Origin of the sequence: Kitasatospora sp. SC0581 (genome assembly GCF_048159585.1) — a bacterium.
Lineage (GTDB): Bacteria > Actinomycetota > Actinomycetes > Streptomycetales > Streptomycetaceae > Kitasatospora.
In genome coordinates, this window is record NZ_JBLRWA010000012.1 from 68,849 (window position 1) to 94,652 (window position 25,804).

Below are 25,804 nucleotides of genomic sequence, written 5' to 3' on the forward strand. Positions count from 1 at the left end.
GATGAACATCTGCCCTGGCCCGGAGCGGGTCGGGGCAGATACCGCCCGGTATCGGTCCCAATCGGGCAGCCCCGTTCACCGGCCCCGAAATGATCATCGAGCATTGTGTGCCAGAGTTGCCCAACCCGGCCCGATCGCCCGTACCCTACGGGCCAGGCCGGGCTGCTGACGCAGGACGGCACGGCCGCAGGCCGGCGGGCGGCAGGCGATCGATGAGCAAGTGGAGCACGGTGGGACCCAGGTGAACCGGACGATCATGCTGCCGGCCTCCCTCGACGAGGCCGTCGACGCGCTGGCCGCCGCTCCGGCCGCGGTACCGGTGGCCGGAGCTACCGACCTGATGGAGGCCGTCAACGCCGGCCGGTTGCGCCCCGCCGCCCTGGTCGGCCTCGGCCGGATCACCGAACTGCGGGGCTGGCGCTACGAGGACGGCGGCACCGCCGTACTCGGCGCCGGACTCACCCACGCCCGGATGGACCGCCCCGACTTCGCCGCGCTCATCCCCGCGCTCGCCGACGCCGCCCGCACCGCCGGCCCGCCGCAGGTCCGCAACGTCGGCACCCTCGGCGGGAACATCGTCACCGCCGCCCCGGCCGGCGACACCCTCCCGGTGCTCACCGCGCTGGAGGCCGGCGTCACCCTGACCCGGGCCGGGGGCACCCGCGAGGTGCCGGTCAGTCACCTGCTCACCGGACTCGACCCGGTGCGCCCCGGCGAACTGCTCACCTGGGTGCGCGTCCCGCTGCTGCACGCCCCGCAGGTCTTCCTCAAGGCCACCGGCCGCAGCGGCCCGGCCCGCGCCACCGCCTCCGTCGCCCTCGTCCTCGACCCGGCCAGGCGCTCGGTGCGCTGCGCCGTCGGGGCCGTCGCGCCGGTGCCGCTGCGCCCGCTGGAAGCCGAGGCCTGGGTCGCCGGCTGCATCGACTGGGACGGCAGCCGGGAGATCGACCCGGCCGCGACCGCCGCCTTCGGCGAGTACGTGGCCGCCGCCTGCGTCCCCGACGACTACGGCGCCGAGGGCGCCTGGGAGGCCGTGACCGAGGGGCCGACAGCGGCCGCCGTTCGGCTGCGGCGTACCGTATCGGTGCTGGCCCGACGGGCGCTGGGAAGGGTGCTGAAGTGACCACAGACCCCATCGAGACCCTCGACGCCGACCCGCTCGGCCTCTCCCCGCAGGTCAGCCGCGAGCTGCGCCCGTGCGCCTCGTACACGCTGCGGGTCAACGGTTTCGAACGGCCCGTCACCGACGCCTGGATCGGCGAGAGCCTGCTCTACGTGCTGCGCGAGCGGCTCGGCCTGGCCGGCGCCAAGGACGGCTGCGAGCAGGGCGAGTGCGGGGCCTGCTCGGTGCAGGTGGACGGCCAGCTGGTGGCCGGCTGCCTGGTGCCCGCCGCGCTGGCCGCCGACAGCGAGATCAACACCGTCGAGGGCCTGTCGGCCGCCGGCGGCGCGAGCGCCGTCCAGCAGGCGCTGGCCGCCTCCGGCGCCGTCCAGTGCGGCTACTGCACCCCCGGCATGGCGATGGCGGTGCACGACCTGCTCCAACGCAACCACCGGCCCACCGAGGTGGAGGCCCGTCAGGCCCTGTGCGGCAACCTCTGCCGCTGCACCGGCTACCGGGGCGTGCTGGCCGCCGTCCAGACCGTCGCGGACGCCCGCGCGCTGGAGGCCGAGCAGGCGGAGGAGGCCGCCGAGGCCGCCGCCGCGCAGGCCGCCGCCGGGCCCGTCGCCGAGGCGCCGGCCGAGCCGGTCGCCGAGCCCGTCGCCGAGCCGCCCGCCGCACGGCCGGCGGAGGCGCCGGTCGAGCCCGGGCAGGCCGTCGAGCCGCCGGTCTACGCCGACGCCGGGGACTGGATCGAGCACGTCCCGCAGCAGGCCGTCGAGCAGCAGCCCGTCCCGCAGCAGCCCGTCGATCAGCACGCCGTCCCGCAGCACGCCGTCGGGCAGCCGGGCGTCGGGCCGGCCCCGGCCGGAGTGCCGTACGGCGACCCCCAGGGCGGCTACGACACCGGCGTGTACGACACCACCGTGCTGGCCCCGATCCGGGACGCCATCCCCGCCCAGGCCGCCGACGAGCAGGTGTACTACCCGCCGCAGGGCTACCCCGAGCAGCCCTACCAGGCCACCCCCGCGCACGGCACCTACCTGCCCTACCCGGACGGCCACCAGCAGCAGAACGGCTACGACACCGGGTACGACGCCCCGGTCTACGAGCCCATCCCCGCGCACGGCACCCCGCTGCCCGGCACCGTTTACGACGGCACCCCGCCGCACGGCACCCCGTACCCCGCTCCGCACCCGCACGGTGCCCCGGCCGAGGGCGGCGCCCCGGCCGGTGTCCCGTACGGGGCCACCCCCGCCCACGGCATCCGGCTCCCCGAGGACGACCACGCATCATGACGTCGCCTACCGACATCGGCGCAGCACTCCAGCAGGACGGCGGCGAGGGCGGCGCACCGGAGCCGATCGGCCTGGGCAGCTCCCCGCTGCGCGGCGACGCGCTGCCGAAGGCGCTCGGCATCTACCCGTACGCGGCCGACCTGTGGGCCGAGGGCCTGCTGTGGGGCGCGGTGCTGCGCTCGCCGCACCCGCACGCCCGGATCCGCGGCATCGACACCTCGGCCGCGCTGGCGCTGCCCGGGGTGCACGCCGTGGTCACCGCCGCCGACCTGCCGCCCGGCCCGGACGGCACCCCCGACGGCGCCCCGGCCGGGCCGATCGTCTCCGACCGGCCGGTGCTGGCCGCCGGCGTGGTGCGCCACCACGGCGAGCCGATCGCCGCGGTGGCCGCCGACCACCCGGACACCGCCCGGCTGGCGGTCGGCCTGATCGCGGTCGACTACGAGCCGCTGGAGGCCGTCACCGACCCGGAGCAGTCCTTCACCGCGCCGCCGCTGCACCCCGACGGCAACCTGTTCCGCCACCTGCCGCTGCGCACCGGGGACCCGGACGCGGTCGGCGAGATCATCGTGGAGGGCCTCTACCAGGTCGGCCGGCAGGACCCGGCCCCGCTCGGCGCCGAGGCCGGGCTGGCCGTGCCGCGCCCGGACGGCGGCGTCGAACTGCACTTGTCCTCCACCGACCCGCACGGCGACCGCGACCGCACCGCCGCCTGCCTCGGCCTGGAGCCGGACCGGGTCCGGCTGGTGGCCACCGGCGTGCCCGGCGCCACCACCGACCGCGAGGACCTCTCGTTCCAGGTCACCCTGGCCCTGCTGGCGTTGCGCACCGGCCGCCCGGTGAAGATGACGCTCACCCGCGAGGAGTCCTTCCACACCCACACCTCGCGCCACCCCGCGCTGCTGCGCTACCGCCACCACGCCGACGCCGAGGGCACGCTGGTGAAGGTCGAGGCGCAGATCCTGCTGGACGGCGGCGCCTACGCGGACGTCTCCGCCGAGGCGCTGGCCGCCGCGACGGCCTTCTCGGCCGGTCCGTACGTCTGCCCGAACGTCTTCGTGGACGCCTGGGCGGTGCGCACCAACAACCCGCCGGCCGGCCGGATGCGCGGCGAGGGCGCCCTGCAGGCCTGTTTCGCGTACGAGTCCCAGCTGGACCAGCTGGCCGCCCGGATCGGCGTGGACCCGGTGGAGATCCGCCGCCGCAACGCGATGTCCACCGGCGACCCGCTGCCCACCGGACAGGCCGTCACCTGCCCGGCGCCGGTGCGCGCCCTGCTGGACGCGGTCGCGGCCGAGCCGCTGCCGGCCCTGCCGGTGGACGACCCGGACGCCGAGTGGCTGCTGCCCGGCGGGCCCGGCGGCGCGGGCGACCCGGCGGCGGTGCGGCGCGGCATCGGCTACGCCGTCGGCATGGTGCACATGCTGGGCGCCGAGGGCGAGGACGAGGTCTCCACCGCGACGGTGCGGGTCAGCGGCGACCACGCGACGGTGATCTGCGCGGCGGTCGACGCCGGGCAGGGCTTCGCCACGCTGGCCCGGCAGATCGTGCAGACCGTGCTGGGCGTCAGCGAGGTCTACATCGCGCCGGCCGACAGCGACCAGTCGATCGCCGGGCCGTCCGCCCGCGGCCGGCACACCTGGGTCTCCGGCGGCGCCGTCGAGCGGGCCGCGCTGATGGTCCGCCACCAGCTGCTGCAGCCGATCGCGGCGAACTTCGGGATGTCGGCGGAGCTGCTCCAGATCGCCGACGGCAAGATCACCTCGTACGACGGGGTGCTCGGCATGCCGGTCGCCGAGGCGCTGGAGGGCAAGGAGCTGTGGGCGACCGCGCAGTGCCGCCCGCACCCCACCGAGCCGCTGGACGAGTCCGGGCAGGGCGACGCCTTCGTCTCCATCTCGTTCTGCGCGATGCGCGCGGTGGTGGACGTGGACATCGAGCTGGGCGCCGTCCGGGTGGTCGAGATGACCGTCGCCCAGGACGTCGGCCGGGCGCTGAACCCGCGCCAGATCGAGGACCGGATCGAGGCGGGGGTGGCCCAGGGCGTCGGCCTGGCGCTGCTGGAGGACCTGCGGACGGAGGGCGGGGTGCTGCAGAACCCCTCGCTCACCGGCTACCGGCTGCCCACCGCGCTGGACACCCCGGAGGTGCGGATCGCCGCGCTGCTGGAGGAGCGCGACGTGGTGGCCCCGTTCGGCGCCAAGGCGGTCGGCGCCGTCCCCGCGGTGGTCGCCCCGGCGGCCGTGGCCGCGGCGGTGCGCGCCGCCACCGGCCTGCCGGTCGGCCGGCTGCCGATCCGGGCGGAGGACGCCGTCACCGCCTGACCGGCCGGTTCGGAAAGGCGACGGAAAGCGGTGCAAACAGCGGAAAGGAATTGCCGGCCGACTTTTCCGGGTCGACCGGCAATTCCTTTCTCCACGAGGCCATGGCGGGGATCGAACCCGCGTGTACCGCTTTGCAGACGGTTCCCTAAGCCACTCGGGCACACGGCCAGTGAATTCATAGTGGCCGATCCGGGGAGAGCGGTCAACGCTCCTTTGTAAATTCTGTATGGCAGTGTGTGCTACCGTCGGAGACCGGTGGCGGCATTTCCGCCACCCCGGACGAGCGCGTCGTACCCGGTGACGACAAGACGGCGCAGTTCAGCGGCAATCCGGCCGCTGTGGACTGCGGAGGCACCACCGTCATGGCTTGGCTCGTTCTGATCCTCTCGGGTTTCCTCGAAACCGTCTGGGCGGTCGCCCTGGAATCGTCCAAGGGCTTCACCCGCCTCGTTCCCAGCCTCGTCTTCGGCGTGGCCCTGCTGTTCAGCATGGGCGGGCTGGCGTACGCGATGCGCACCATTCCGATCGGCACCGGCTACGCGGTCTGGGTCGGCATCGGCGCGGTCGGCACCGCGGTCTACGGCATGGCCGTCCTGGGGGACGCGGTGACCATGGCCCGGATCGGCTGCCTGCTGCTGATCGTCTCCGGCGTGGTGGGCCTCAAGGTGCTGCACTGAGCCCCGGCGGGCCCGCGGCGTAGGTCCCGGGGCGGAGTCGATCACCGACCGGGGTCAGGGGTCATCGGGGCGGACGGCTCTTACGATGTTACGTATGACCACTGCCTCCCCCACCTCGGTCGACCCTGTTCCGATACCCCTCGACGACGACCCCGGTGGCGGGGTGCTCGGCGGCCGCTACCGCGCGCTGACCCTGGGGATCGTCTCGGTGGTCCTGGTGATCGCCTTCGAGGCGACGGCCGTCAACACCGCGATGCCGACCGCGGCCCGCCAGCTGAACGGGCTCGGGCTGTACGCCTTCGCCTTCTCCGGCTACTTCACCACCACCCTGTTCGCCCTGGTCGTCTCCGGCCAGTGGTGCGACCGGAGCGGCCCGCTGAGGCCGCTGTTCAGCGGCATCGCGGTGTTCGGCGTGGGGCTGGTGGTGGCCGGGACGGCGCCCGGGATGTGGGTGTTCGTGGCCGGCCGGGCGATCCAGGGCCTGGGCGGCGGGCTGGTGATCGTCGCGCTGTACGTGGTCGTCGGCCGGGCCTACCCGGAGCGGCTGCGGCCCGCGGTGTTCGCGGCCTTCTCCTCCGCCTGGGTGCTGCCCTCGATCGTCGGCCCGCTGGTCTCCGGGGCCGTCACCCAGCACCTGGGCTGGCGCTGGGTGTTCCTGGCCGTGCCGGCGCTGATCCTGCTGCCGCTGGCCGTGATGGGCCCGGCGCTGGCCCGCTCGGAGCGGGAGCGCCCGGTGGTCCGGGGCGCGGCCTTCGACCGCCGTCGCACCCTGCTGGCCGCGATGGCGGCGGTCGGCGCCGGCCTGCTGCAGTACGCGGGCCAGCGGCGCGACCTGATCGGGCTGCTCCCGGGGATCGCCGGGGCGGCGCTGCTGGTGCCGGCGGTCCTGGGGCTGCTGCCGACCGGGACCCTGCGGGCCGGGCGGGGGCTGCCGGCGGTGATCCTGCTGCGCGGGATGGCGGCCGGGGCGTTCCTCGGCGCCGAGGCCTTCGTCCCGCTGATGATGACCACCCAGCGGGACCTCTCGCCGACGCTGGCCGGCCTGACCCTGACCAGCGGCGGCCTCACCTGGGCGGTCGGCTCCTGGCTCCAGGGCCGGCCCGGGGCGGAGCGCTACCGCGAGGCGATGATCCGGGGCGGCCTGCTGCTGACCGCGGTGGCGATCGGGGGCGCCGCGCTGGTGCTGTTCCCGGCGGTGCCGGCCTGGGTCGCGTCGGTGGCCTGGGGCGTCGGCGGCATCGGGATGGGGATGGCGATCGCGAGCGTCAGCGTGCTGATGATGAAGCTCTCCACGCCGGAGGACGCCGGGGCCAACTCGGCCGCCCTGCAAATGAGCGACGCGCTGGGCAACGTGCTGCTGACCGGGATGGCCGGGGTGCTGTTCGCGGCGCTGGGCGGCGGCTCGCTCGCCGCCGCCCACGAGGGCGGCGGGGCGGCCGGCTCGCCCGGCGCGTTCGCGGTGATCCTGCTGTCGATGGCCGGGGTGGCGCTGCTCGGCGCGCTGCTGGCCGGCCGGGTGCGGGCGAAGGCCTGACGGTCAGGACCCGGCGGGGGCTCCGGCCCCCGCCGGGGCGCCGAGGAAGGCCTCCCAGCCGCCGGCCGGGGCCTGGCCCGGGGCGAGGGTCTGGAGCTTGCGCAGCACCGCCGGGTCCTGGGCGTCCAGCCAGTCGACCAGCTGCCGGAAGGAGACCAGCCGGACCTCCGGCTTGCCCGCGATGGTCCGGAGGACGTCCTCGACGGCGTTCATGTAGATGCCGCCGTTCCACTCCTCGAAGTGGTTGCCGATGACGTACGGCGCCCGGTTGCCGTTGTAGGTGCGGTCGAAGCCCATCAGGTAGGCGTCGCGGGCCTGGGTCTGGAAGCCGGGGTGGAGCGCCGGGTCGGCCTTGGTGTTGGGGCCGCACTGGTTGTACATGATGTTGTAGTCCATCGAGAGCACCTGGAAGGTGTGCCCGGGGAACGGGATGGACTGCAGCGGGAGGTCCCACAGGGCGCCGCCCTGGATCTTCTGCGGCCACACCTGGGTGCCGTTGCCGCTGCTGTCGTAGCGCCAGCCGCGCTTGACCGCGGTGGGCAGCAGGTTGCGCTGGCCCTCCAGACAGGGGGTGCGGCTGCCGATCAGCTCCTTGCGGTAGTCGAAGGGCAGCGCCGGCAGGTCGGTGAAGCCGGTGTTGGTGCGCCAGTTCGTCACGAAGTCCATCGCCTGCTGGATCTCGCTGTCCCACTCCTCGGGGGACCATTTGCCGACGCCGGTGGAGCCGCAGAAGTGGCCGTTGAAGTGGGTCCCGATCTCGTGGCCCTCCAGCCAGGCCGCGTGCACGTTCTCCAGGGTGTCGCGGATGTGCTGGTCGCTCAGGTAGCCGATGTCGGAGGCGCCGGCCCTGTGCTGCGGCGGGCGGTAGAGGTCCTTCTTGGACTCCGGCAGCAGGTAGAGGCCGCTGAGGAAGAAGGTCATCTTCGCGTCGTGCTCCTGCGCCAGCCGGCGGAAGCGGGCGAACAGGCCGTTGTCGAGCTCGCCGGCGCCGTCCCAGGAGAAGACCACGAACTGCGGCGGGCGCTGGCCGGGCTGCAGCCGGTCGGGGACCGGCTGGTGCGGCTGGGCGCCGGTGTCCGAGGTGGAGCCGTCGCCGATCAGGACGGCCTGCGGCTTGGGGGCCGGGGCCGGGGCGGGGGTGTCGCCCCGCTCGTCGGCCGTGCCGGTGGCCGGGACGACGGCTCCGGGCACCCGCACTCCGCCGGTGGCGTGGTCGCTGCCGCAGCCGGCCGCCAGGGTGGCGGCGGTGGCGGCGCCCGCCGCCAGCAGGGTGCGGCGTGAGAGGGCTTCCATGGTCACTCCGTTCGTGGGGCGGTGGGGCGGCGTGCGGGAGTGCGGAGTCCGGTCGGACAAGTGGGTGATACAACCCGTGGCCGGGTCAGCATGGCACGGGGGCGGGGCCGGTCGGAGAGGCGCAGCGCGTCGTCCGGAGCGATCGCCCGAACGCCGCAACCGATCGGGTCCGTAGAACCGTCGGTAGCTCGTGTCGGGAGTGTTCCTGCGGCGATCGTATGCGGGGGGCGGCCGTCGCGCTCCGCGACCGGGTGCCCACGGGGCGCACGAAAGAGGGCGTCAGCCCTGCCGATCGGCGGGTGCCGGTACGACCGTCGTATGGACGTGCCTTACAGTCCGTTCCGGTTGAATTGTTTCCCAGGAAACTCCCAGGAAGCGGGGTTCCGTCGGCAGAGGGGAGCGCCCGTGGGCGTCCAGCAGAGCAGGGGGCCCTGGCCGGGCACCCTGGCGGCGGGTGCCGCGCTGGTGCTCGGTGCCTGGCTCGTGCACGACGGAGGCCCGTCGCTGCCGCCCGCGCCGGGGGCCGGCCAGGCCCAGGCCGGGATCACGCCGGTCTCGGTCGTCCCTCCGCTGGGCCCGTCCGCGCCGACCCGGATCCGCATCCCGGCGGTGCGCCTGGACGCCCCGGTCACCGCGCTCGGACTGGACGCGGACGGCCACCTGCAGACCCCGCCCGAGGCGGACCGCAACCTGGCGGGCTGGTACCGGGGCGGGGCCAGCCCCGGCCAGCGCGGTACCGCGATCCTGGCGGGACACGTCGACAACAAGACCGGCCCCGCGGTCTTCTATCATCTGGGCGCGCTCCGTCGGGGGGACCGGATCGAGATCGCCCGGGCGGACGGCGCCACCGCCGTCTACCAGCTCTACGCCATCGAAGTGCACGACCGAAAGGACTTCCCGGACGATCGGGTCTACCGTCAGGCCACTGACGCGCAGCTGCGGGTGATCACCTGCGGCGGCTCGTACAGCGAGGAGCACGGCTACGACGGCAACGTCGTCGCCTACGGCTTCCTGGCCGACACCACCCCGCCGGGCAAAGCCGCATGAGCACGCTGACCCTTGCCTCCCGCTGGAACCCGATCGACTGGCCGCTCACCGAGGGCCTGATCCCGCACGCCGTGCTGGCGGCCGGCTGGGCGGCGCTGATCGCGCTCGCCGTCGGCCGCGGCCGGAGCTGGTGGCGGGTCCGCCTGCCCGCCGCCCTGATCACCGCCGCGGCGCTCAGCTGGCTGCTGGACGTCGTGGTCGACGGCTGGTGGCACCCCTTCCCGGAGGGCACGCCCAAGTACGTCACCTGGTGGATAGCCATCGCCCTGACCGGGCTCTGCCTGGCCGGCTACCGGATGCGCCGGCTCACCTGGCGGCGGCGGGGGCTCGCGCTGGGCCTGTGCGGCCTGGTGGTGCTGATGGCCTCCTCCGAGGTGAACATCGGCTTCGGCCAGTTCCCGAGCGGGCGCGTGATGCTCGCGCCGTGGCTGACCAAGACCGACGGGCTGGTCGCCGACAAGGCGGGCCAGACCGTGGCCGCCCCGCCGGGCAGGACGCTGGAGGAGGTCTGGCAGCCCCCGGCGGACCTGCCCGAGAAGGGCACCGTGTCGGTGGTGCCGATCCCCGGCACCAAGTCGGGCTTCAAGGCCCGCGACGCGTACGTCTACCTCCCGCCCGCCTACCAGGCCACCCCGCGGCCGCTGCTCCCGGTGGTCGTGATGATCACCGGTCAGCCCGGCGTCCCGGGGGACTGGGTGCTCTCCGCGCAGATCAACGAGGCGCTGGACGCCTACGCCGCGGACCACGGCGGCCTCGCGCCGATCGTGGTGATGCCCGACCAGCTCGGCTCCACCTGGGCCAACACGCTCTGCCTCGACTCCAAGATCGCCAAGACCCAGACCTACCTGGCGGTGGACGTCCCCGAGTGGGTGCACCAGCATCTCCAGACGGCGGCCGGCCGGAAGTCCTGGGCGATCGGGGGCGCCTCGATGGGTGGAACCTGCGCCCTCCAGCTCGGCGTCAACGCCTCCGACGTGTACGGCACCGTCCTCGACATGTCCGGGCAGGAGGAACCGACCCTGGGCAGTCGGGAACAGACCGTCAAGGCCGCCTTCGGTGGTGACGAGAAGAAGTTCGACGCGGTCGATCCGCTCCAGGTGATGGCCCGCAAGAAGTTCCCGGACACCAACGTCGCGTTGGTCGTCGGCGAGACCGACGAGGAGTTCAGACCGCAGATGGAGAAGGTCTACCAGGCCGCGCAGGCGGCCGGAATGAAGTCCAAGTTCGAACTGATGCCGGGCGGCCACGGCTGGGTCGTCTTCCGGCCCGGCATCGCCCAGCAGCTCCCGTGGCTCGCCCAGCAGACCGGGCTGACCCGGTGACCGGGGCGGGGACGGCGCTGGCCACCGTCGGCGAGCAGCGCGGGCCGGGGCCGGACGCGGAGCGCTCGGCCGAGCGCGGCACCGACCGGGCCGACCGGGCGCCGGTCACCCGGACGCCGGAGCCGCGCCCGCAGAAGGTCCGGCGGGCGGCCGGGGTGCTCGGCGCCAGGCTGCGCTCGGCGCCGCTGACGCTGGCCCTGCTGGCCGGGCTCTGGCTGCTCGGCGCGGCCACCCGCAGCCTGGGCCACGGCCCGTCGGACCGGCTGCTGGAGCGGGCCGGCATCGGCCTGTCCACGCTGGCCGAGGGCCACTGGTGGACGCCGGTCACCTCGATGTTCTGGTGCTCGGGCCGCGGCTCGTACGTGTTCACCAGCCTGCTGCTGCTCCTGGTCGGCCCGGCCGCCGAGCACCGGCTCGGGCGGCTGCGCACCCTCGCGGTGCTGGTCGGCGGGCAGGTGGTCGGCACCCTGCTGGGCACCGGGCTGGTCGCGTTCGGCTCCTCGGCGGGGGAGCAGTGGACCGCCTCGGTGGCCGACCAGATCTCGGTCGGCCCCGGCGTCGGCGTGTTCGCGCTGGCCGGGGTCCTCGGGTACCGGCTCACCGTGCTCTGGCGCCGCCGGCTGCACCTGCTGGTGCTGCTCGTCCCGCTGGTGATGACGCTGTACGTGGGCCACCTGCAGAGCGTCCAGCGGTGCGCCGCCGCGCTGGCCGGGCTCGGCCTGGGCGCGCTGGTCAGCCGGGGCCGCCCGCACCTGCGCACGCACCGCTCCTCGCACTCGGAGACCCGGGTGCTGGTGGCGCTCTGCCTGGTCGCGGCCGCCTTCGGGCCGCTGCTCGCCTCGCTGTACGACAACGCCAGCGGGCCGTTCAACACCTTCTCCGAGCTGTACTTCTCGCACCGGCTCAGCCCGGACGAGGTGGCCGACTTCTGCGCGCAGTCGGCGCACGACTGCGCCCGGGCGCACGCCGTCGTCCGGATCTTCGACACCCCGGGCCGGATGATGGCCGCGCTGATCCCGGCGCTGCTGCTGGTGCTCGCCGAGGGGCTGCGCCGGGGGCTGCGGTTCGCCTGGCTGGTCACCGTGGCCACCGAGCTGCTCTGGGCGGCGCTGCTGTGCTGGCTCTACCTGGACGCCGGGCCGGTCAGCCGGGACGTGGTGCAGTACTTCGTCGAGGCGCTGCTGCTGCCGCTGCTGACCACCGCGCTGCTGGTGGCCACCCGCAAGCGGTTCCTGCTGCGGCTGTCCGGCCGCTCGGTGCGCCGGCTGGCCCTGGTGCTCGGCGGCGCGGCGCTCGCCTCCGCGGCCACCTACGTGGGGGTCGGGCGGCTGGTGGCCGGGGAGTTCGAGCCGGGGGCGTCCGCCCGCCGGCTGGTGGCCGGGCTGCCGGCCCAGTTCCTGCCGCCCGCGTACAACGACCTGCTGCCGGACTACCCGATCGCGGTCGGGCCGGTGGCGCGCTTCCTGGAGACGTACTGCGGGCTGGCGTTCTGGGCGGTCGCGCTGGCCGTGCTGCTGTCGGTCTTCCGCCGGCCGGTGCTGCACACCGACGCGGCGGCGGCCGCCCGCGCGCGGGCGCTGCTGGCCGAGCACGGCGGCGGGACGCTCTCGTTCATCGCCACCTGGGACGGCAACCACTACTGGTTCGACGAGGGCGGCCGGGCGGCCGTCGCCTACCGGGTGGTGGGCACCGTCGCGCTGACCACCGGCGACCCGTTCGGCGCGCCGGAGGACCGGGCCCGGGCGGTGGCCGGCTTCGCCCGGTACTGCGACGCGCGCGGCTGGACGCCGTGCTTCTACAGCGTCTGCGGCGAGACCAGGGCCGCCACCGCGCAGCTCGGCTGGCGCTCGGTGCAGGTCGCCGAGGACACCGTGGTGCCGCTGCCCGAGCTGGCCTTCACCGGCCGCAAGTGGCAGGACATCCGCACCGCCCTCAACAAGGCCGGCAAGCAGGGCATCTCCGCGGAGTGGTGGGCGTACCACGAGGCGCCGCTCGCGCTGCGGGAGCAGATCCGGGCGATCTCCGAGGAGTGGGTCTCCGAGAAGGGCCTGCCGGAGATGGGCTTCACGCTCGGCGGGCTGGAGGAGCTGGACGACCCGGACGTGCGGGTGCTGATCGCGGTGGACGAGCAGCGGGTGGTGCACGGGCTGACCAGCTGGATGCCGGTGTACGAGAACGGCGTGCCGGTCGGCTGGACGCTGGACTTCATGCGCCGGCGCTCGGACGGCTTCCGCGGCGTCAGCGAGTTCCTGATCGCCTCGGCGGCGCTCGGCTTCAAGGAGGAGGGCGCGCGCTTCCTGTCGCTGTCGGGCGCGCCGCTGGCCCGGACCGGGCAGGACGAGGAGCCCACCGGCCTGCAGCGGATGCTGGACTGGATGGGCAAGGTGCTGGAGCCGGTGTACGGCTTCCGCTCGCTGCTGGCGTTCAAGGCGAAGTTCCAGCCGGAGTACCGGCCGATGTACATGGCGTACCCCGACCCGGCCGCACTGCCCGGCATCACCAGGGCGATCGGCAAGGCGTACCTGCCGCACCTGACCGCGGCCCAGGGCGTCCGGCTGATGCGCAAGCTCTCGGGCTGACCCGCCCAGGGGGCGCGACCGTACGGGCTTCCCGGGCCCCGGACCCGGGTCGCCGCGCGACGGACGCGGACGGACGGTTCACCACGCGGGCGGGCGCGTCACGGCCCGGAAGCACGGGGGGCGCTCCCGCGGGCCGGCGCCCCCGTCAGCCGAGCAGCTGGGCGAGCGCGCGGTCGGCGTCCAGGTGCAGGTGCTCCTCGCCCTCCGGGACGACCAGCCGGCTGCGCCACAGGAAGCGGCGCAGGTCGGCGGCGTCGAACTGGAGCAGCGCGGTGCCCTCGGGCGCCCGCAGCTCGACCATGGTGCGCCGGCCGACCGCGGGCCGGACGTGGACGTCCCCGGCGCCGGACGGCAGCTCCAGACCGGCCGAGAGCAGCTGGCGCGCGAAGACCCAGACGATGTCCTCGGAGCCCCGGCGCTCGGCCGGGTCGTCCAGCGAGAACTCGGCGGGGAAGGCCATCCGGACGGCCAGCGGGTCCTCCGGCAGGTAGGAGAGCCCCACCCGCAGCCGGACGGAGCGGTGGGAGGAGAGGATCAGGCGGGCCTGGACGGTCTCTTCGACGGTGCGCACGGGCGGGGTCCCTTCGGTTCGGTGCGAGGCTGCGTGACAGCAGTGAGGGTTGCTGCGGCCTCACCCTGGTGAGAGTCCCGGGACCGGTGGTGCTTACCGGGTTCCACGAGGCAATCGGTGTGATCCGGGTCACATCGATTTCCGGCCGCGCGGGCCCGGCGCGGAGCGCCGCCTGGAGGCCCGAACGGCGCCGGACCCGGTACGCTGGGCGGGTTGTCCGATTGCCGCCCGACCGCGGGGTGAGGCCGCAAAACCGCCTCTGACCTGCGATGATCCCCCTCGGAGACCGTGAGTACTGCCGCCGCCTCCTCGATGCCGCTGTTCTCCGACGTACCGGAGCCGCAGGCGCCCGTCCGATCCGTCGGCCACGCCGCGCCCGCCGGTTCGCACCACCTCTCCCCGGCCTTCCCCGGCCGCGCCCCCTGGGGCACCGCCGGCAAGCTGCGGGCCTGGCAGCAGGGCGCGCTGGACAAGTACATCGAGACCCAGCCGCGCGACTTCCTCGCGGTCGCCACCCCGGGCGCAGGCAAGACCACCTTCGCGCTCACCCTGGCCTCGTACCTGCTGCACAACCACCTGGTGCAGCAGGTGACGGTCGTCGCACCGACCGAGCACCTGAAGAAGCAGTGGGCCGAGGCCGCCGCGCGGATAGGCATCCGGCTGGACCCGGCGTACTCCTCCGGGCCGCTCTCCCGGGACTACCACGGCATCGTGGTCACCTACGCGGGCGTCGGGGTCAACCCGATGCTGCACCGCAACCGGACCGAGGCCCGCAAGACCCTCGTGATCATGGACGAGATCCACCACGCCGGTGACTCCAAGTCCTGGGGCGAGGCCTGCTTCGAGGCCTTCGAACCGGCCACCCGCCGACTGGCGCTGACCGGTACGCCGTTCCGCTCCGACACCAACCCGATCCCGTTCGTGGCCTACGACGCGGGCAGCGACGGCATCCGCAAGTCCATCGCCGACTACACCTACGGCTACGGGCACGCGCTCGCCGACCACGTCGTCCGCCCGGTGATCTTCCTCAGCTACAGCGGCAACATGCGCTGGCGCACCAAGTCCGGCGACGAGCTGGAGGCCCGGCTCGGCGAGCCGATGACCAAGGACCTGATCGCCCAGGCCTGGCGCACCGCGCTGTCCCCGCAGGGCGAGTGGATCCCCTCCGTCCTCCAGGCCGCCGACCGGCGCCTCACCGAGGTCCGCAAGGCGATCCCGGACGCCGGCGGACTGGTCATCGCCACCGACCAGAACGTGGCCCGCGCCTACGCCAAGATGCTGCGCGAGATCAGCGGCGAGAAGGTCACCCTGGTCCTCTCCGACGAGACCGAGGCCTCCAAGCGGATCTCCGACTACGCGGAGGGGACCTCGCGCTGGATGGTCGCCGTCCGCATGGTGTCCGAGGGCGTCGACGTGCCCCGGCTGTGCGTCGGGGTCTACGCCACCTCGATCTCCACCCCGCTGTTCTTCGCCCAGGCCGTCGGCCGCTTCGTGCGCGCCCGCAAGCGCGGCGAGACGGCCTCGGTGTTCCTGCCGACCATCCCGATGCTGCTGGGCTTCGCCAACGAGATGGAGCTCCAGCGCGACCACGTGCTGGACCGGCCGAAGAAGGAGGGCGACGGCCTCTTCGACGAGGAGGACCGGCTGCTCGCCGAGGCCGAGCGGGCCAACGACGGGCCGGACGGCGCGGGCGGCGACGAGTTCTCCTACGAGGCGCTGGGCTCCGAGGCGGTCTTCGACCGGGTCCTGTACAACGCCATGGAGTTCGGCATGCAGGCCCACCCGGGGAGCGAGGAGGAGGAGGACTACCTCGGCATCCCGGGCCTGCTGGAGCCGGACCAGGTGCAGATGCTGCTCCAGAAGCGCCAGCACCGGCAGATCCAGCGCAGCAAGACCAAGCCCGCCGAGGAGGCCGACCTGCTGGAGCTGCCGGCCGAGCAGCGGCCGGTGGTCACCCACCAGGAGCTGCGGGAGCTGCGCAAGGAGCTGAACGCGCTGGTGGCCGCCTGGCACCACCGCACCAACCAGCCGCACGGCACCATCCACAACGAGCTGCGCCGCCAGTGCGGCGGGCCGCTCACCGCGCAGGCCACCGCCAACCAGCTCAAGGCGCGGATCGTGAAGATCCGGGAGTGGGCCAACTAGTCCGGGCGGCGGCCCGGCGGGGCCTGTCGGCGGAGGGGCTTCGAAGGGCGGCGCGTCCGGTCACCGGACCGGGGGCGCGTCCGGAGCCCGACGCACCCGGCGAATCGCGGGGGTTCGTCCCGAATCCGAGGCGCTGTTGGAGTTGATCACGCCCGAATTTTGGACAACCACTTCCGTCGCGTCATTTCCTTCACTACCTTTCCCCCACGCTCTTCCGTCGGGCAACCCCCGCGGGACGGCGTCGCAGGGCCGTGCACGTCAACGACGACGCCGTACGGCCCGAGCGCGGCCACCCCCACCTGCGCGCGACACCGACCTTGGAACGGCGCCGCCCGCCCCGCGAGCGCCGCGGAAAGGATTGCCCGTCGTGACAGCCGAGACCTCCCAGACCCTGGACCGCGGCGTCCGGGTCCTCAAGCTCCTCGCCGACTCCGAGCGCGGGCTCACCGTGACCGAGCTGGCCGCCCGGCTGGCCGTCAACCGGACCGTGGTCTACCGGCTGCTGGCCACCCTGGAGCAGCACGGCCTGGTCCGCCGGGACATCGGCGGGCGCGCCCGGGTCGGCCTCGGCGTGCTGCGCCTCGCGCACCGGGTGCACCCGCTGCTGCGCGAGGCCGCGCTGCCGGCCCTGCGCAGCCTCGCCGAGGACCTCGGCGCCACCGCCCACCTGACCCTGGTGGACGGCAACGAGGCGCTGGCCGTCGCCGTGGTCGAGCCCAGCTGGACCGACTTCCACGTCGCCTACCGGACCGGCCTGCGCCACCCGCTCACCGAGAGCGCGGCCGGCCGGGCGATCCTGGAGGCGCGCACCTTCCCCAGCCAGCGCCGGCCCGAGCAGGGCTTCGTCATCACCCGGGCGGAGGAGCAGTCCGGGGCGAGCGGGGCCGCCGCCGCGCTGGTCGGACTGAGCGGCATCGAGGGCAGCGTCGGCGTGGTGATGCTGAACGGCATGGTGCCCGAGCGGGTCGGCCCCCGGGTGGTGGAGGCGGCGACCGAGGTGGCCGACGCCCTGAGGTAGCGCCCGCACCCGGTGTCGGGTGTGTTTGGATTCCCCTTGTGTCCGACACCAAGCTCTCCAAGGCCCTCACCTCCCCGCGGACCCGCGCGCTCACGCTGTGCGGGGTGCTGGTCGCCGCGCTGTTCGGGGTGGCCGCCTTCGTCCCGCTGCCGTACACGATCACCTGGCCGGGCCTGACCGCGGACACCCTGGGCTCGTACGAGGACAAGCCGGTCCTCACGATCACGGGCGCGCCGCTGCGCACCACCGAGGGCGAGCTGCGGATGGTCACCATCACGGCGACCAACCCGGGGCAGAAGAACACCTTCTGGCGCTCGATGCAGGCCTGGTTCGACCCGAAGGAGGCCGTGCGCCCGACCGAGACGGTCTACCCGGAGAGCAACCCGGTGAAGGCCGACGAGGCGACCGCCGCGCAGATGGCCGAGTCCCAGGACGCCGCCACCGCGGCCGCGCTGAACTACCTCCGCCTGTCGCCGGACCAGGTGAAGGTCAAGGTCGACCTAGGCGCGGTCGGCGGCCCGAGCGCCGGCCAGATGCTGGCGCTGGGCATCGTCGACAAGCTGGCCGGCGACGGCAAGGGCGGCGACCTCACCGGCGGGCTCACCGTCGCCGGCACCGGCACCATCGAGGCGGACGGCACCGTCGGCCCGGTCGGCGGCGTCCCCCTGAAGACGCAGGCGGCGGCCCGGGACGGCGCGACGGTGTTCCTGCTGCCCAAGGACGAGTGCTCGGACGCCAAGGTGAACACCCCGAAGTCGCTGCGGCTGGTGCCGGTCGGCACCCTCGGCGAGGCGGTCTCCGCCCTGGAGGCGCTGAAGAGCGGCGGCAGCGTCCCGTCCTGCTGACCCCCGGCCGGCCTCGTGCGGGCCGCCGACCGGCCGGGCGTCCCCCCGCACGGGGTCGGCCCGGCCCGCGCGGTCAGATTCCGAAGGCGACCGCGGCGAAGTCCTCGCCGAGCCGGGTGCGCAGCTCGGCGGCGATCCCGGCCAGCCGGTGGGCCTGGGCCATCGGCAGGGAGACCGAGATCGCGCCGATGCCGTTGCCCGCGACGATCGGCACCGCCGCACCCGCCGAGCCGAGCGCGTACTCCTGGAACTGGGTGATCGGGACGGCCCGCCGCGGGCCCTGGCGGGGCAGCAGCGGCAGGCAGGCCGGGTCCCGCAGGGTGTACGGGGTGAACGGCACCATCGGGTAGCGGGCCAGGTGGGCCCGGCGCTCCTCGGCGGTCATCAGGGCGAGCAGGGTCTTCCCGGCCGCGTGGGCGTGCGCGCCGACCCGCCAGCTGTGCCGGTCGATCAGCGGCGCGCCGGGGGCCTCGGCGGCCTCGATCAGCTCCACCTCGCCGTGCCGGTACCAGGTGAAGTAGACGGCGGCGGACAGCTCGTCGGCGAGCAGGCCCAGCAGGGCCCTGAGCCGGGCCCGGTCGGTGGCCGGGCCGTCGTCCCGGACCAGCCCGGTGACGGCGGGGCCGGTCAGGTAGCGGCCGCTGTGGCGCTCCAGGTAGTGGTCGTGCACCAGGGTGCGCAGCAGGTGGTAGGCGGTGCCCAGGGCGAGGTCGGTGTCCCGGGCGAGCTGCTTGGCGGTGGCGCCCTTGGGGTAGCGGGCGGCCGCCGCCAGCAGGCGCAGGGCCCGCTGGGCGGAGGCGATGAGGGTGGGGGCGGTACCGTCGGCCGCGACGGCGTTCGTCATGCGGGGGCCGACCAGGGGGAGGGCGCGGCCGCCACGGGTATCAGCGGGCCGGAGAGCGGCGCCAGGATTTGTAGAACGTTCATACATAAATCTTGCGGCCCCCGACGCCTCCTGCCTATGCCGAATCGGCGCGTGGCGTGGCGCGGACCCTCCTACTCGGCGGCGGCCTGGTCCACCAGCGGCAGGATCCGGTACGGCACCGGGTTCTCCAGCACGATCGCGGTGGACGAGCGGACGATCCCGTCGAAGCCCAGCACCCGGTCGATCACCCGCTGCAGATCGGCGTTGGACCGGGCCACGATCCGCACCAGCATGTCCCCGATCCCGGTGATGGTGTGCAGCTCCAGCACCTCCGGCACGCTCGCCAGGTGCGCCCGCACGTCCGCGCCCTGCCCCTGGGAGATCTCCAGGGTGGCGAAGGCCGTCACCGGGTAGCCGATCGCCGCCGGGTCCACCTCCGGGCCGAAGCCGCCGATCACGCCCTTGGCCTGGAGCCGGTCCAGCCGGGCCTGGACGGTCCCCCGGGCGACCTGCAGCCGGCGCGAGCACTCCAGCACCCCGATCCGGGGCTCCTCGGCGAGCAGCCGGATCAGCCGGCCGTCCAGCGGGTCGATCGTGTCGTTCGTACTGCCCACGATGGAATTCCCTTGAGGGGCAGTGGAGTTGGGGGAGCCGGGGGAGCTCGGCGAGTGGGCGGGGGGCATTCGCGGCACCGTCCTGTGGTGGGCATTCTGTACAGCGGCGCGGCCGATTCTCCCGCTCCGGGGCACAGCTTGACCAGGAGGAAACGGAACAGTTGCGCGCGGGTCGGCCCGGCGACACCCTCCAGCCACACCCCCGTGCGCAGGGCCCCACCCCCGGTGCCGGGGGCGGCCACGATGGTCCGTACGCCTACCGGGAGGGCAGTCATGACCGACACCGCCGCCGAACCCGCCCTGTTCGGGGCAGACCTCCCAGTGGACCCGGCGGAGGCGGGGCCGCTGCCGATGGGCCGCGCCGACGCGGTGGTCTTCGCGGTCGCCGACGCCGAGCGGGCGGCCCGCCGCTACTGCGCCGCGCTCGGGCTGCGATGTACCGCGTACGCCGGGCCGGAGACCGGCGAGCCGGAGCTGCTCTCGTACGTGCTCGCGGCTCCGGGCACGCGGATCGTGCTCACCTCCCCGGTGCCCGCCGCCCCGCCGGGGCCCGCCGCCCCGGTGCGGACCGCCTCCCGGACCGCCTCCCGGGTGCGGACCGGCGGCCCGCGCGGCCGGGAGCTGACCGCGTACCTGGACCGGTACGGGGACGGGGTGCTGGACCTCGCGGTGAGCGTGCCGGACGTCTACTACGCCTACGACTACGCGGTGGACCGGGGCGCGCTGTCGCTGGCCGAGCCGTACGAGGCGCGGGACGACTACGGCGCGGTGCTGCTGGCCACCATCGGGGTGCCGGGCGGGACCAGGCACACGCTGGTGGACCGGGCGGGGTACGTGGGGCCGTACCTGCCGGGGTACGTGCCGTGCGACGGCCTCTGACGGGGCGTCGTGCGGCGGACCGGTTCCTGACGGTCCGCCGGGAGCGCCTCAGCGGATCGCCGTCTCCACGATCGGCGGGTGGCCGTTCCAGGAGGCGAAGACGGAGTTGGCCTCGTCGCCCCGGGTGAAGTCGACCCGCAGCCACTGGCCGTCGGTCCACACCTGCATCTGCCAGCCCGGGTCCGGGGTGGCGGAGACCAGGGTGGCCCGGTCCGGCTTCAGGTCCAGCGCGACCTTGCCGCCCGGGATCGGGTAGCTCTTCACCGTGGACGTCGTGGTGGCGGTGGGGACGGGCCGGCGGGTGGGCGGCGCGGCGGCGGTGGTGGCGGGGGCCGGGCCGTGCGGGGCGGTGGCGGCGTTGGTGGTGCCGGTGGTCGGGGAGGCCGCCGGGGAAGGGGTCGTGGACTGTGCGGCGGAGCGCGGCTGGTCCGCGGTGGCGGGCGCGGAGTGCAGCGTGCCGTCGGCCTTCGGGGAGGGCAGCGGCAGCGCCGTGGGCCGTTCGAACGCGGCGCCGGTCAGCACCGCGTGCACGCCGAGCCAGGACAGCGCCACCGCCGCCCCGGTGGCCGCCGCCCAGGCGCCGAGCTGTACCAGTCCGTTCCGCATCGTCCGCACATCCTGCCGTATTTCCATACGGATGGAGACCGGCACCCCCGGTATTCAGCAGGGCAGTTGCACAATGTCCGGACCCACCCCCGAGGTACAGACCATTGACCGGCGATGGCGTACCGTGCAGGCCCATGGCAACAGTGCTCGTGGTCGAGGACGACCCCTTCGTACGATCCGCCCTCATCCGGCACCTGACCGACACCGGTCACGCGGTCCGCAGTGTGGGCACGGCTCTGGAGGCGCTGCGGGAGGTCGCCCAGGTCGGCTGTGACCTGGTGATCCTCGACCTCGGCCTGCCGGACCTGGACGGCAGCGAGGCGCTCAAGATGTTCCGGGGCCTGACCAACGTGCCGGTGATCATCTCCACCGCCCGGGACGACGAGGCCGAGATCATCCGGCTGCTCAACGACGGCGCCGACGACTACCTGGTGAAACCTTTCTCCGGGGAGCACCTCAGCGCCCGGATGACCGCCGTGCTGCGCCGCTTCGGCAGCGGCGCGGCCCCCGTCGCCCAGGTGCTGCGGGTCGGCGGACTGGCCATCGACCTCCAGCGGCGGGAGGCCGCGCTGGACGGACGGCCGCTCGACCTGACCCGCCGTGAGTTCGACCTGCTGGCCTTCCTGGCCGCCCGGCCCGGCGTGGTGGTGCCGCGCAAGGAGATCCTCGCCGAGGTCTGGCAGCAGACCTACGGCGGCGACCAGACCATCGACGTCCACCTCTCCTGGCTGCGCCGCAAGCTCGGCGAGACCGCCTCCAACCCCCGCTACCTGCACACCGTCCGGGGCGTCGGGGTCCGACTGGAGGCCGCCGGAGGACTGCCGGAGCACCGGACATGAGGCGGTTCGGGCGCTCGCTGCGCTGGGCCCTGATCAAGGCCGCGGTGGCCGGGACCACCATGGTCGCGCTGGCCTTCCTGATCCCGCTCGGGCTGATGGTCCAACAGACCGCGCGGGACCGGGCCTTCACCGCCGCCGAACGCCAGGCCGCGGCGCTCGGGCCCGCCCTGGCCATCACCACCGACGAGGACGCGGTCAACCGGGCCCTGGCCAGTACGGACGCGGGCGGGCAGGGGCGGATGGCGGTGCACCTTCCGGCGGCCGGGCAGCCCGCCGGAGCGGGCGGCGCCGAGGCGGCGACCGCGGGGACGGGCGGAGGCGGCCCCGGGACGGTGGCCGCGGGGACGGGCGGGGGCGGCCCCGGTGTGGCGGCCGCCGGGACCGGCGAGCCCGAGGGCCCGATGCTGGGGGAGGGGCGCGCCGCCGCGGCCGACGTGGCCACGGCCGGCGGAAAGGGCCGCTCCTTCACCGTGAAGGTGGCCGGCGGGTACGCCCTGCTCCAGCCGGTCGCGGTGGACACCGGGCGGACCGCGGTGGTCGAGGTGTTCGTGGCCGAGAGCGACCTCACCCGGGGCGTGGCCACCGCCTGGCAGGTGCTCTCCGCCGTGGCGCTCGGCCTGGTCGCCATCTCGGTGCTGGTCGCCGACCGGATGGGCAGCCGCATCGTCGCCTCCGCGCGGAAGCTCGCCGCCGCCGCCCGCTCGCTCGGCGCCGGGAACCTCGCGGTGCGGGTCCCGGTGGAGGGCCGGCTGGTCGCGGGCAGCCCGGAGGAACTGCGCGAGGCCGGCCAGGCGTTCAACACCATGGCCGACCGGGTGGTCCAACTCCTCGCCGCCGAACGGGAACTGGCCGCGGACCTGTCGCACCGGCTGCGCACCCCGCTGACCGTGCTGCGGCTCAACGCCGCCTCGCTCGGCGAGGGCGACGCGGCCGACGCCACCCGGCACGCGGTCGCCCAACTGGAGCGCGAGGTCGACCAGATCATCCGCTCGGCCCGCCGCGCCCCCGAGGACGCGCCCGTCGTCGCGGTCGGCTGCGACGCCGCCGAGGTGATCCGGGAGCGGGTCGCCTTCTGGTCGGCGCTGGCCGAGGACGAGGGGCGCCGCTGGCAGCTGGCCGGCGCCGAGCGGGCGGCGCCGGTGCCCGTCCAGCGCGGCGACCTGGCGGCCGCCGTCGACGCGCTGCTCGGCAACGTCTTCCGGCACACCGCCGTCGGCACCGCCTTCTCGGTGGACGTGCTGGCCACCGACTGCTCGGTGATCGTGCTGGTCGGCGACGCCGGACCGGGGTACAGCGACCCGGCCGCCGCCCTCAAACGCGGCGAGGGGCACGGCGGCGAGGGCTCCACCGGCCTCGGCCTGGACATCGTCCGCAAGCTCGCCGAGTCCACCGGCGGGGACCTCGCGCTCGGCCGCTCCGCGGTGCTCGGCGGCGCCGAGACCCGGCTGCGGCTGCGCACCGGGCCGCAGGAGGCGGCGCCCGCGCGGGGCGGACGGCGGCGGAGCCGGGGCGCGCTGTTCCAGAAGTGACGGCGGCTCGGGGTGGCCGGGCGCCAGGTGTGGCGGCACGGCGGCCGCGCGCTCTTCCTTAACGGCGGCCTAAGGGACCTCTACCGCTCGCTCAGCCCGCCCGCCGCGCCCCCGGCCCACCGCTAGCGTCGGTCACGCCGACCTCCACCCCGGCGCCGACCCCACCCCGGCCGTCACCCCCACGGCGACCGGTGTGCCCGTTCCCCCGGTCGGCGCCGGGGCCGGACACAACCTGTGCGTGGACACCCCGCTCCACCCGCCGTACGACCTGGTCGCAGGGGCCAAGGCCCATGCCGACGCGACGTGCTCCAGCGTCGTCCAGCAGCAGGTGGACTTCACCCGGGCCCTGGGGGCGTACACGGGCTGAGGGTTGTGATTGCGTGATCGCCTGATTCCCGGCCCTGGCCGTCCGTGCCCCGCTCGCGGCGGAGGACGGCTGGTCAGGGCCGGTTCGTCACGCCGGGTAGTCGATCGTGTCCGGTTCCGCCCGGGCGGCATCCGGTATCGTCGCTGGTTGGCCCAGCCGTGGACGGAGTGGACAGTGACAGCGGTGCAAGACGAGCGCAGCCCGGTGCGGACCGCACCCGACCCCTCGCCCGCCCCCCTGTCGGACCGGCTGCGCCGGGCCCTCGGCGCCCCCGTCCGGGCGCTGCGCGAGGCCCCCCGCCGCCCGCTGCTGGCGGCCTCCGCCGTCGCGCTGCTGTCCCTGCTGGTGTACGCGGTGGTCCGCCACTTCGTGCACACCTCGATGGTGGACATGATCGTCTACCGGGCCGAGGGCGCCGCCGTGGCCAACGGCACCGACCTGTACGCGCTGCGCGTCACCGAGTGGAACCTGCCCGCGACCTACCCGCCGTTCGCGGCGATGCTGTTCGTCCCGACCACCTGGTTCCCGGTCCCCTTCCTCCGGGTGGCGATCACTCTCGGCAACATCGGGCTGCTCGCCCTGCTGACCCACCTGTCCTTCAAGCTGGCCGGGTGGCCGCGCCGCGAGCTGCGGCCGATCGGCGTGATCCTGGTGACCGGCCTCGGGGTCTGGCTCGAACCGGTCTTCACCACGCTCCGTTACGGCCAGATCAACCTCGCGCTGGCCTGCCTGATCCTCTGGGACCTCACCCGTCCGGACGGGCGGCGGAGCAAGGGCGTGGCGATCGGCATCGCCGCCGGCATCAAGCTCACCCCCGGCCTGTTCGCGGTCTACCTGCTGGTCACCGGACGGATCCGGGCCGCCTTCGTGGCCGGCCTCACCTTCCTCGGCACCTTCCTGCTCGGCGCCCTGGTCCTGCCCGACGCCACCTGGGGCTTCTGGACCAAGTACCTCTACGACTCCTCCCGGGTCGGCAAGACCTGGATCGTCGACAACCAGTCGATGCGCGGCGCCTTCGCCCGCCTGCTGCACAGCGCCGACCCCGGCACCGTCGCCACCCTCGGCGCCGGCCTGGTCGCGGTGGCCGGCCTCGCCGTCGCCGCCTGGGCCGCGCGCAGCGGCCGCTGGCTGCCCCGGGCCGAGGCCTGGGGCGTCTGCTGCGCGGCCGTCACCGCCGTCCTGATCTCGCCGATCAGCTGGACCCACCACTGGGTCTGGTGCGTGCCGATGCTCGTCCTGCTCGCCGCCGAGGCCTCGGTCGAGCACGCCCGCCCGGCCGGCGTCCGCCGACTGCGCTGGCGGGCCGCCTTCTGGGCCACGCTGGTCGCCTTCCTGTCCTTCGCGATGTGGGCCGCGAAGCCGGTCGGCCTGGCCGTCCTCGACATGTCACCGTGGCGCCAGCTGCCGACCTCCGTCTACCCGTGGGTCGGACTCTGCTTCCTGCTCGCCGCCGCCGTCCGGATAAGGGCCCGACGGCGCTCGGCCGGCGCGCCGCTGGTCCGGCTGCCCGGACAGCGGGAGACCGGCGGCCCGGACGCCGCCCGCGGTCGTCAGCAGGCCCCCGCGGCCCGCTGAGCCGGCGGGGGCGCCGCTCCTGCTTCCCTGTTCCCGCGCTCGCGGTTCCTGCCGAGCCCGCTGCCCGTGCTCGTGGTCGCGGTCGTGGCCGTGCTCTCGCGGGTGTCCGTGTTCGTGTCCCTGCTGCTGTCCGTGCCGGTGCACGCTGCGGCGCACGCCTAGGCGAGCAGCTCGGCGAGCGAGCCGTCCATGTCCAGCGCGGCCAGCTCGCTGCCCGGCGGGACCAGCCGGTGCGCCCGCTCCAGCCAGGCCGCGACGATCGGCAGCGGGGCCTCCAGCAGGGCGTCCCCGGCGGGCGAGCTCAGGGCCAGACAGAGCACGCTGCGCCGCCCCGAGCGGGTCGGCCAGATCCGCACGTCGCCCTGGCCGCACGGGCGGAAGGTGCCCTCGACCAGCAGCTCGCGGGCGAACACCCAGGTCACCGGGGAACCGGTGTCCAGGTGGAAGGTGATGTACACCGCGTACGGGTCGTGGCTGCCGTAGGACAGTCGGGCCGGGACGGGGACGCTGTGCTCCGGCGAGAGCACCAGGTTGAGCTCCAGCTCGTGCTCGACGACGCTGACGGGACGCTCCATGATCGTCTTCCTCTCTGCCTTCGGGCGGTGCCCGGTTCCGGGCCCCTGTGACCTTTGAGAGGGCGGTCCGCACCGGCTCTTACACACGTTTCCGGGATTTCTTCGGGAAGTTTGGTGAGGGGTGGTGAACGGCGGGTGGCACGGCGCGCGGGCGATCGTCGTGCGCTGGGTTCCTTACCTTGAGCCACCCTCCGCTGTCC

At 74.6% G+C, this 25,804-nt stretch carries 21 protein-coding genes, 1 tRNA gene, 1 pseudogene and 1 riboswitch; of the genes and pseudogenes, 16 read left to right on the top strand and 7 right to left on the bottom strand.

Features of this window, described 5'->3' with window-relative positions:
• Nucleotides 1–256: 256 nt before the first annotated feature.
• The 3 genes and pseudogenes from ACLWS4_RS20065 to ACLWS4_RS20075 all read left to right on the top strand — a co-directional run bounded on the left by ACLWS4_RS20065 (nucleotide 257) and on the right by ACLWS4_RS20075 (nucleotide 4,724).
• Nucleotides 257–1,123 (top strand): FAD binding domain-containing protein, encoded by an 867-nt coding sequence (locus ACLWS4_RS20065; protein ID WP_049659370.1) that lies wholly within the window; start codon nucleotides 257–259, stop codon nucleotides 1,121–1,123.
• Nucleotides 1,124–1,194: 71 nt separating this feature from the next.
• Nucleotides 1,195–1,651: pseudogene (locus ACLWS4_RS20070) on the top strand ((2Fe-2S)-binding protein); the annotation flags it as partial.
• Nucleotides 1,652–2,396: 745 nt separating this feature from the next.
• Nucleotides 2,397–4,724 (top strand): xanthine dehydrogenase family protein molybdopterin-binding subunit, encoded by a 2,328-nt coding sequence (locus ACLWS4_RS20075; RefSeq protein ID WP_079272634.1) that lies wholly within the window; start codon nucleotides 2,397–2,399, stop codon nucleotides 4,722–4,724.
• Nucleotides 4,725–4,820: 96 nt separating this feature from the next.
• Here the strand turns inward: ACLWS4_RS20075 and ACLWS4_RS20080 are convergent.
• Nucleotides 4,821–4,892 (bottom strand) — tRNA-Cys (locus ACLWS4_RS20080).
• A gap of 84 nt (nucleotides 4,893–4,976) precedes the next feature.
• A riboswitch (guanidine-III (ykkC-III) riboswitch) is annotated at nucleotides 4,977–5,042 on the top strand.
• Between the two features lie 44 nt (nucleotides 5,043–5,086).
• On the opposite strand from ACLWS4_RS20080, the gene ACLWS4_RS20085 reads away from it, so the two are divergent.
• Complete coding sequence (locus ACLWS4_RS20085; protein ID WP_049656934.1) at nucleotides 5,087–5,401, top strand: DMT family transporter; 315 nt, start codon at nucleotides 5,087–5,089, stop codon at nucleotides 5,399–5,401.
• A gap of 94 nt (nucleotides 5,402–5,495) precedes the next feature.
• Nucleotides 5,496–6,935: an MFS transporter gene (locus ACLWS4_RS20090; protein WP_380775127.1), complete on the top strand. Its 1,440-nt coding sequence runs from the start codon at nucleotides 5,496–5,498 to the stop codon at nucleotides 6,933–6,935.
• Between the two features lie 3 nt (nucleotides 6,936–6,938).
• Here ACLWS4_RS20090 and ACLWS4_RS20095 read toward each other — a convergent pair whose 3' ends face one another.
• Nucleotides 6,939–8,228, bottom strand: coding sequence for a hypothetical protein (locus ACLWS4_RS20095; protein WP_416874815.1), 1,290 nt, complete (start codon nucleotides 8,226–8,228; stop codon nucleotides 6,939–6,941).
• Nucleotides 8,229–8,633: 405 nt separating this feature from the next.
• On the opposite strand from ACLWS4_RS20095, the gene ACLWS4_RS20100 reads away from it, so the two are divergent.
• Genes ACLWS4_RS20100 through ACLWS4_RS20110 form a run of 3 tightly spaced genes read left to right on the top strand, consistent with a single transcriptional unit; the run spans nucleotide 8,634 to nucleotide 13,176 of the window.
• The gene (locus tag ACLWS4_RS20100; RefSeq protein WP_049656930.1) at nucleotides 8,634–9,275 is read left to right on the top strand and encodes a class F sortase; all 642 of its coding nucleotides are present in this window, start codon (nucleotides 8,634–8,636) and stop codon (nucleotides 9,273–9,275) included.
• Nucleotides 9,272–10,597, top strand: coding sequence for an alpha/beta hydrolase (locus ACLWS4_RS20105; RefSeq protein ID WP_380740342.1), 1,326 nt, complete (start codon nucleotides 9,272–9,274; stop codon nucleotides 10,595–10,597). Before ACLWS4_RS20100 ends, ACLWS4_RS20105 begins: the two co-directional genes overlap by 4 nt.
• The gene (locus ACLWS4_RS20110) at nucleotides 10,564–13,176 is read left to right on the top strand and encodes a rhomboid family intramembrane serine protease (RefSeq protein WP_147409113.1); all 2,613 of its coding nucleotides are present in this window, start codon (nucleotides 10,564–10,566) and stop codon (nucleotides 13,174–13,176) included. The genes ACLWS4_RS20105 and ACLWS4_RS20110 overlap by 34 nt, the downstream gene beginning before the upstream one ends.
• Nucleotides 13,177–13,321: 145 nt before the next feature.
• On the opposite strand, the gene ACLWS4_RS20115 is transcribed toward ACLWS4_RS20110, so the two are convergent.
• Entirely contained in the window at nucleotides 13,322–13,747 is a 426-nt protein-coding gene (locus tag ACLWS4_RS20115) for an SsgA family sporulation/cell division regulator (RefSeq protein ID WP_049654781.1), read from the bottom strand.
• Nucleotides 13,748–14,059: 312 nt separating this feature from the next.
• On the opposite strand from ACLWS4_RS20115, the gene ACLWS4_RS20120 reads away from it, so the two are divergent.
• From ACLWS4_RS20120 to ACLWS4_RS20130, 3 genes are all read left to right on the top strand, one after another.
• Complete coding sequence (locus ACLWS4_RS20120; protein ID WP_074005029.1) at nucleotides 14,060–15,892, top strand: DEAD/DEAH box helicase; 1,833 nt, start codon at nucleotides 14,060–14,062, stop codon at nucleotides 15,890–15,892.
• Between the two features lie 367 nt (nucleotides 15,893–16,259).
• Nucleotides 16,260–16,910: an IclR family transcriptional regulator gene (locus ACLWS4_RS20125; protein ID WP_049654777.1), complete on the top strand. Its 651-nt coding sequence runs from the start codon at nucleotides 16,260–16,262 to the stop codon at nucleotides 16,908–16,910.
• Between the two features lie 38 nt (nucleotides 16,911–16,948).
• A complete protein-coding gene (locus ACLWS4_RS20130; RefSeq protein ID WP_074005030.1) occupies nucleotides 16,949–17,755 on the top strand; it encodes a S16 family serine protease in 807 nt (268 codons plus the stop codon).
• 73 nt (nucleotides 17,756–17,828) lie between these two features.
• Here the strand turns inward: ACLWS4_RS20130 and ACLWS4_RS20135 are convergent, their stop codons facing one another.
• Complete coding sequence (locus ACLWS4_RS20135) at nucleotides 17,829–18,599, bottom strand: helix-turn-helix domain-containing protein (RefSeq protein ID WP_049654774.1); 771 nt, start codon at nucleotides 18,597–18,599, stop codon at nucleotides 17,829–17,831.
• A 152-nt stretch (nucleotides 18,600–18,751) separates the two neighbouring features.
• Nucleotides 18,752–19,234 carry an Lrp/AsnC family transcriptional regulator gene (locus tag ACLWS4_RS20140; protein WP_181970601.1) on the bottom strand — a complete coding sequence of 161 codons (483 nt, stop codon included), beginning with the start codon at nucleotides 19,232–19,234 and terminating at the stop codon, nucleotides 18,752–18,754.
• Nucleotides 19,235–19,507: 273 nt separating this feature from the next.
• Between ACLWS4_RS20140 and ACLWS4_RS20145 the strand changes: the two genes are divergently transcribed.
• A complete protein-coding gene (locus ACLWS4_RS20145; protein ID WP_416874816.1) occupies nucleotides 19,508–20,113 on the top strand; it encodes a VOC family protein in 606 nt (201 codons plus the stop codon).
• A 48-nt stretch (nucleotides 20,114–20,161) separates the two neighbouring features.
• On the opposite strand, the gene ACLWS4_RS20150 is transcribed toward ACLWS4_RS20145, so the two are convergent.
• A complete protein-coding gene (locus ACLWS4_RS20150; protein ID WP_416874817.1) occupies nucleotides 20,162–20,719 on the bottom strand; it encodes a hypothetical protein in 558 nt (185 codons plus the stop codon).
• A 134-nt stretch (nucleotides 20,720–20,853) separates the two neighbouring features.
• Between ACLWS4_RS20150 and ACLWS4_RS20155 the strand changes: the two genes are divergently transcribed.
• The 4 genes from ACLWS4_RS20155 (at nucleotide 20,854) to ACLWS4_RS20170 (ending at nucleotide 25,029) form a co-directional block, all read left to right on the top strand.
• Entirely contained in the window at nucleotides 20,854–21,558 is a 705-nt protein-coding gene (locus ACLWS4_RS20155; protein WP_416874818.1) for a response regulator transcription factor, read from the top strand.
• Nucleotides 21,555–23,087: a sensor histidine kinase gene (locus ACLWS4_RS20160; protein ID WP_416874819.1), complete on the top strand. Its 1,533-nt coding sequence runs from the start codon at nucleotides 21,555–21,557 to the stop codon at nucleotides 23,085–23,087. The genes ACLWS4_RS20155 and ACLWS4_RS20160 overlap by 4 nt, the downstream gene beginning before the upstream one ends.
• A gap of 238 nt (nucleotides 23,088–23,325) precedes the next feature.
• Nucleotides 23,326–23,454 (top strand): hypothetical protein, encoded by a 129-nt coding sequence (locus ACLWS4_RS20165; RefSeq protein WP_416874820.1) that lies wholly within the window; start codon nucleotides 23,326–23,328, stop codon nucleotides 23,452–23,454.
• A 174-nt stretch (nucleotides 23,455–23,628) separates the two neighbouring features.
• Nucleotides 23,629–25,029, top strand: a complete 1,401-nt coding sequence (locus ACLWS4_RS20170; protein ID WP_107418900.1) for a glycosyltransferase 87 family protein — start codon at nucleotides 23,629–23,631, stop codon at nucleotides 25,027–25,029.
• 158 nt (nucleotides 25,030–25,187) lie between these two features.
• Here the strand turns inward: ACLWS4_RS20170 and ACLWS4_RS20175 are convergent, their stop codons facing one another.
• Entirely contained in the window at nucleotides 25,188–25,604 is a 417-nt protein-coding gene (locus ACLWS4_RS20175; RefSeq protein WP_049658875.1) for an SsgA family sporulation/cell division regulator, read from the bottom strand.
• Nucleotides 25,605–25,804 lie beyond the last annotated feature (200 nt).

Bases quoted from the DNA above. Each gene is read 5' to 3' on its own strand.
- ACLWS4_RS20145 (WP_416874816.1), top strand. From the start codon at position 19,508: ATGACCGACACCGCCGCCGAACCCGCCCTGTTCGGGGCAGACCTCCCA.
- ACLWS4_RS20065 (WP_049659370.1), top strand. From the start codon at position 257: ATGCTGCCGGCCTCCCTCGACGAGGCCGTCGACGCGCTGGCCGCCGCT.
- ACLWS4_RS20155 (WP_416874818.1), top strand. From the start codon at position 20,854: ATGGCAACAGTGCTCGTGGTCGAGGACGACCCCTTCGTACGATCCGCC.
- ACLWS4_RS20160 (WP_416874819.1), top strand. From the start codon at position 21,555: ATGAGGCGGTTCGGGCGCTCGCTGCGCTGGGCCCTGATCAAGGCCGCG.
- ACLWS4_RS20090 (WP_380775127.1), top strand. From the start codon at position 5,496: ATGACCACTGCCTCCCCCACCTCGGTCGACCCTGTTCCGATACCCCTC.
- ACLWS4_RS20175 (WP_049658875.1), bottom strand. From the start codon at position 25,604: ATGGAGCGTCCCGTCAGCGTCGTCGAGCACGAGCTGGAGCTCAACCTG.
- ACLWS4_RS20095 (WP_416874815.1), bottom strand. From the start codon at position 8,228: ATGGAAGCCCTCTCACGCCGCACCCTGCTGGCGGCGGGCGCCGCCACC.
- ACLWS4_RS20150 (WP_416874817.1), bottom strand. From the start codon at position 20,719: ATGCGGAACGGACTGGTACAGCTCGGCGCCTGGGCGGCGGCCACCGGG.
- ACLWS4_RS20075 (WP_079272634.1), top strand. From the start codon at position 2,397: ATGACGTCGCCTACCGACATCGGCGCAGCACTCCAGCAGGACGGCGGC.
- ACLWS4_RS20135 (WP_049654774.1), bottom strand. From the start codon at position 18,599: ATGACGAACGCCGTCGCGGCCGACGGTACCGCCCCCACCCTCATCGCC.
- ACLWS4_RS20105 (WP_380740342.1), top strand. From the start codon at position 9,272: ATGAGCACGCTGACCCTTGCCTCCCGCTGGAACCCGATCGACTGGCCG.
- ACLWS4_RS20120 (WP_074005029.1), top strand. From the start codon at position 14,060: ATGCCGCTGTTCTCCGACGTACCGGAGCCGCAGGCGCCCGTCCGATCC.
- ACLWS4_RS20085 (WP_049656934.1), top strand. From the start codon at position 5,087: ATGGCTTGGCTCGTTCTGATCCTCTCGGGTTTCCTCGAAACCGTCTGG.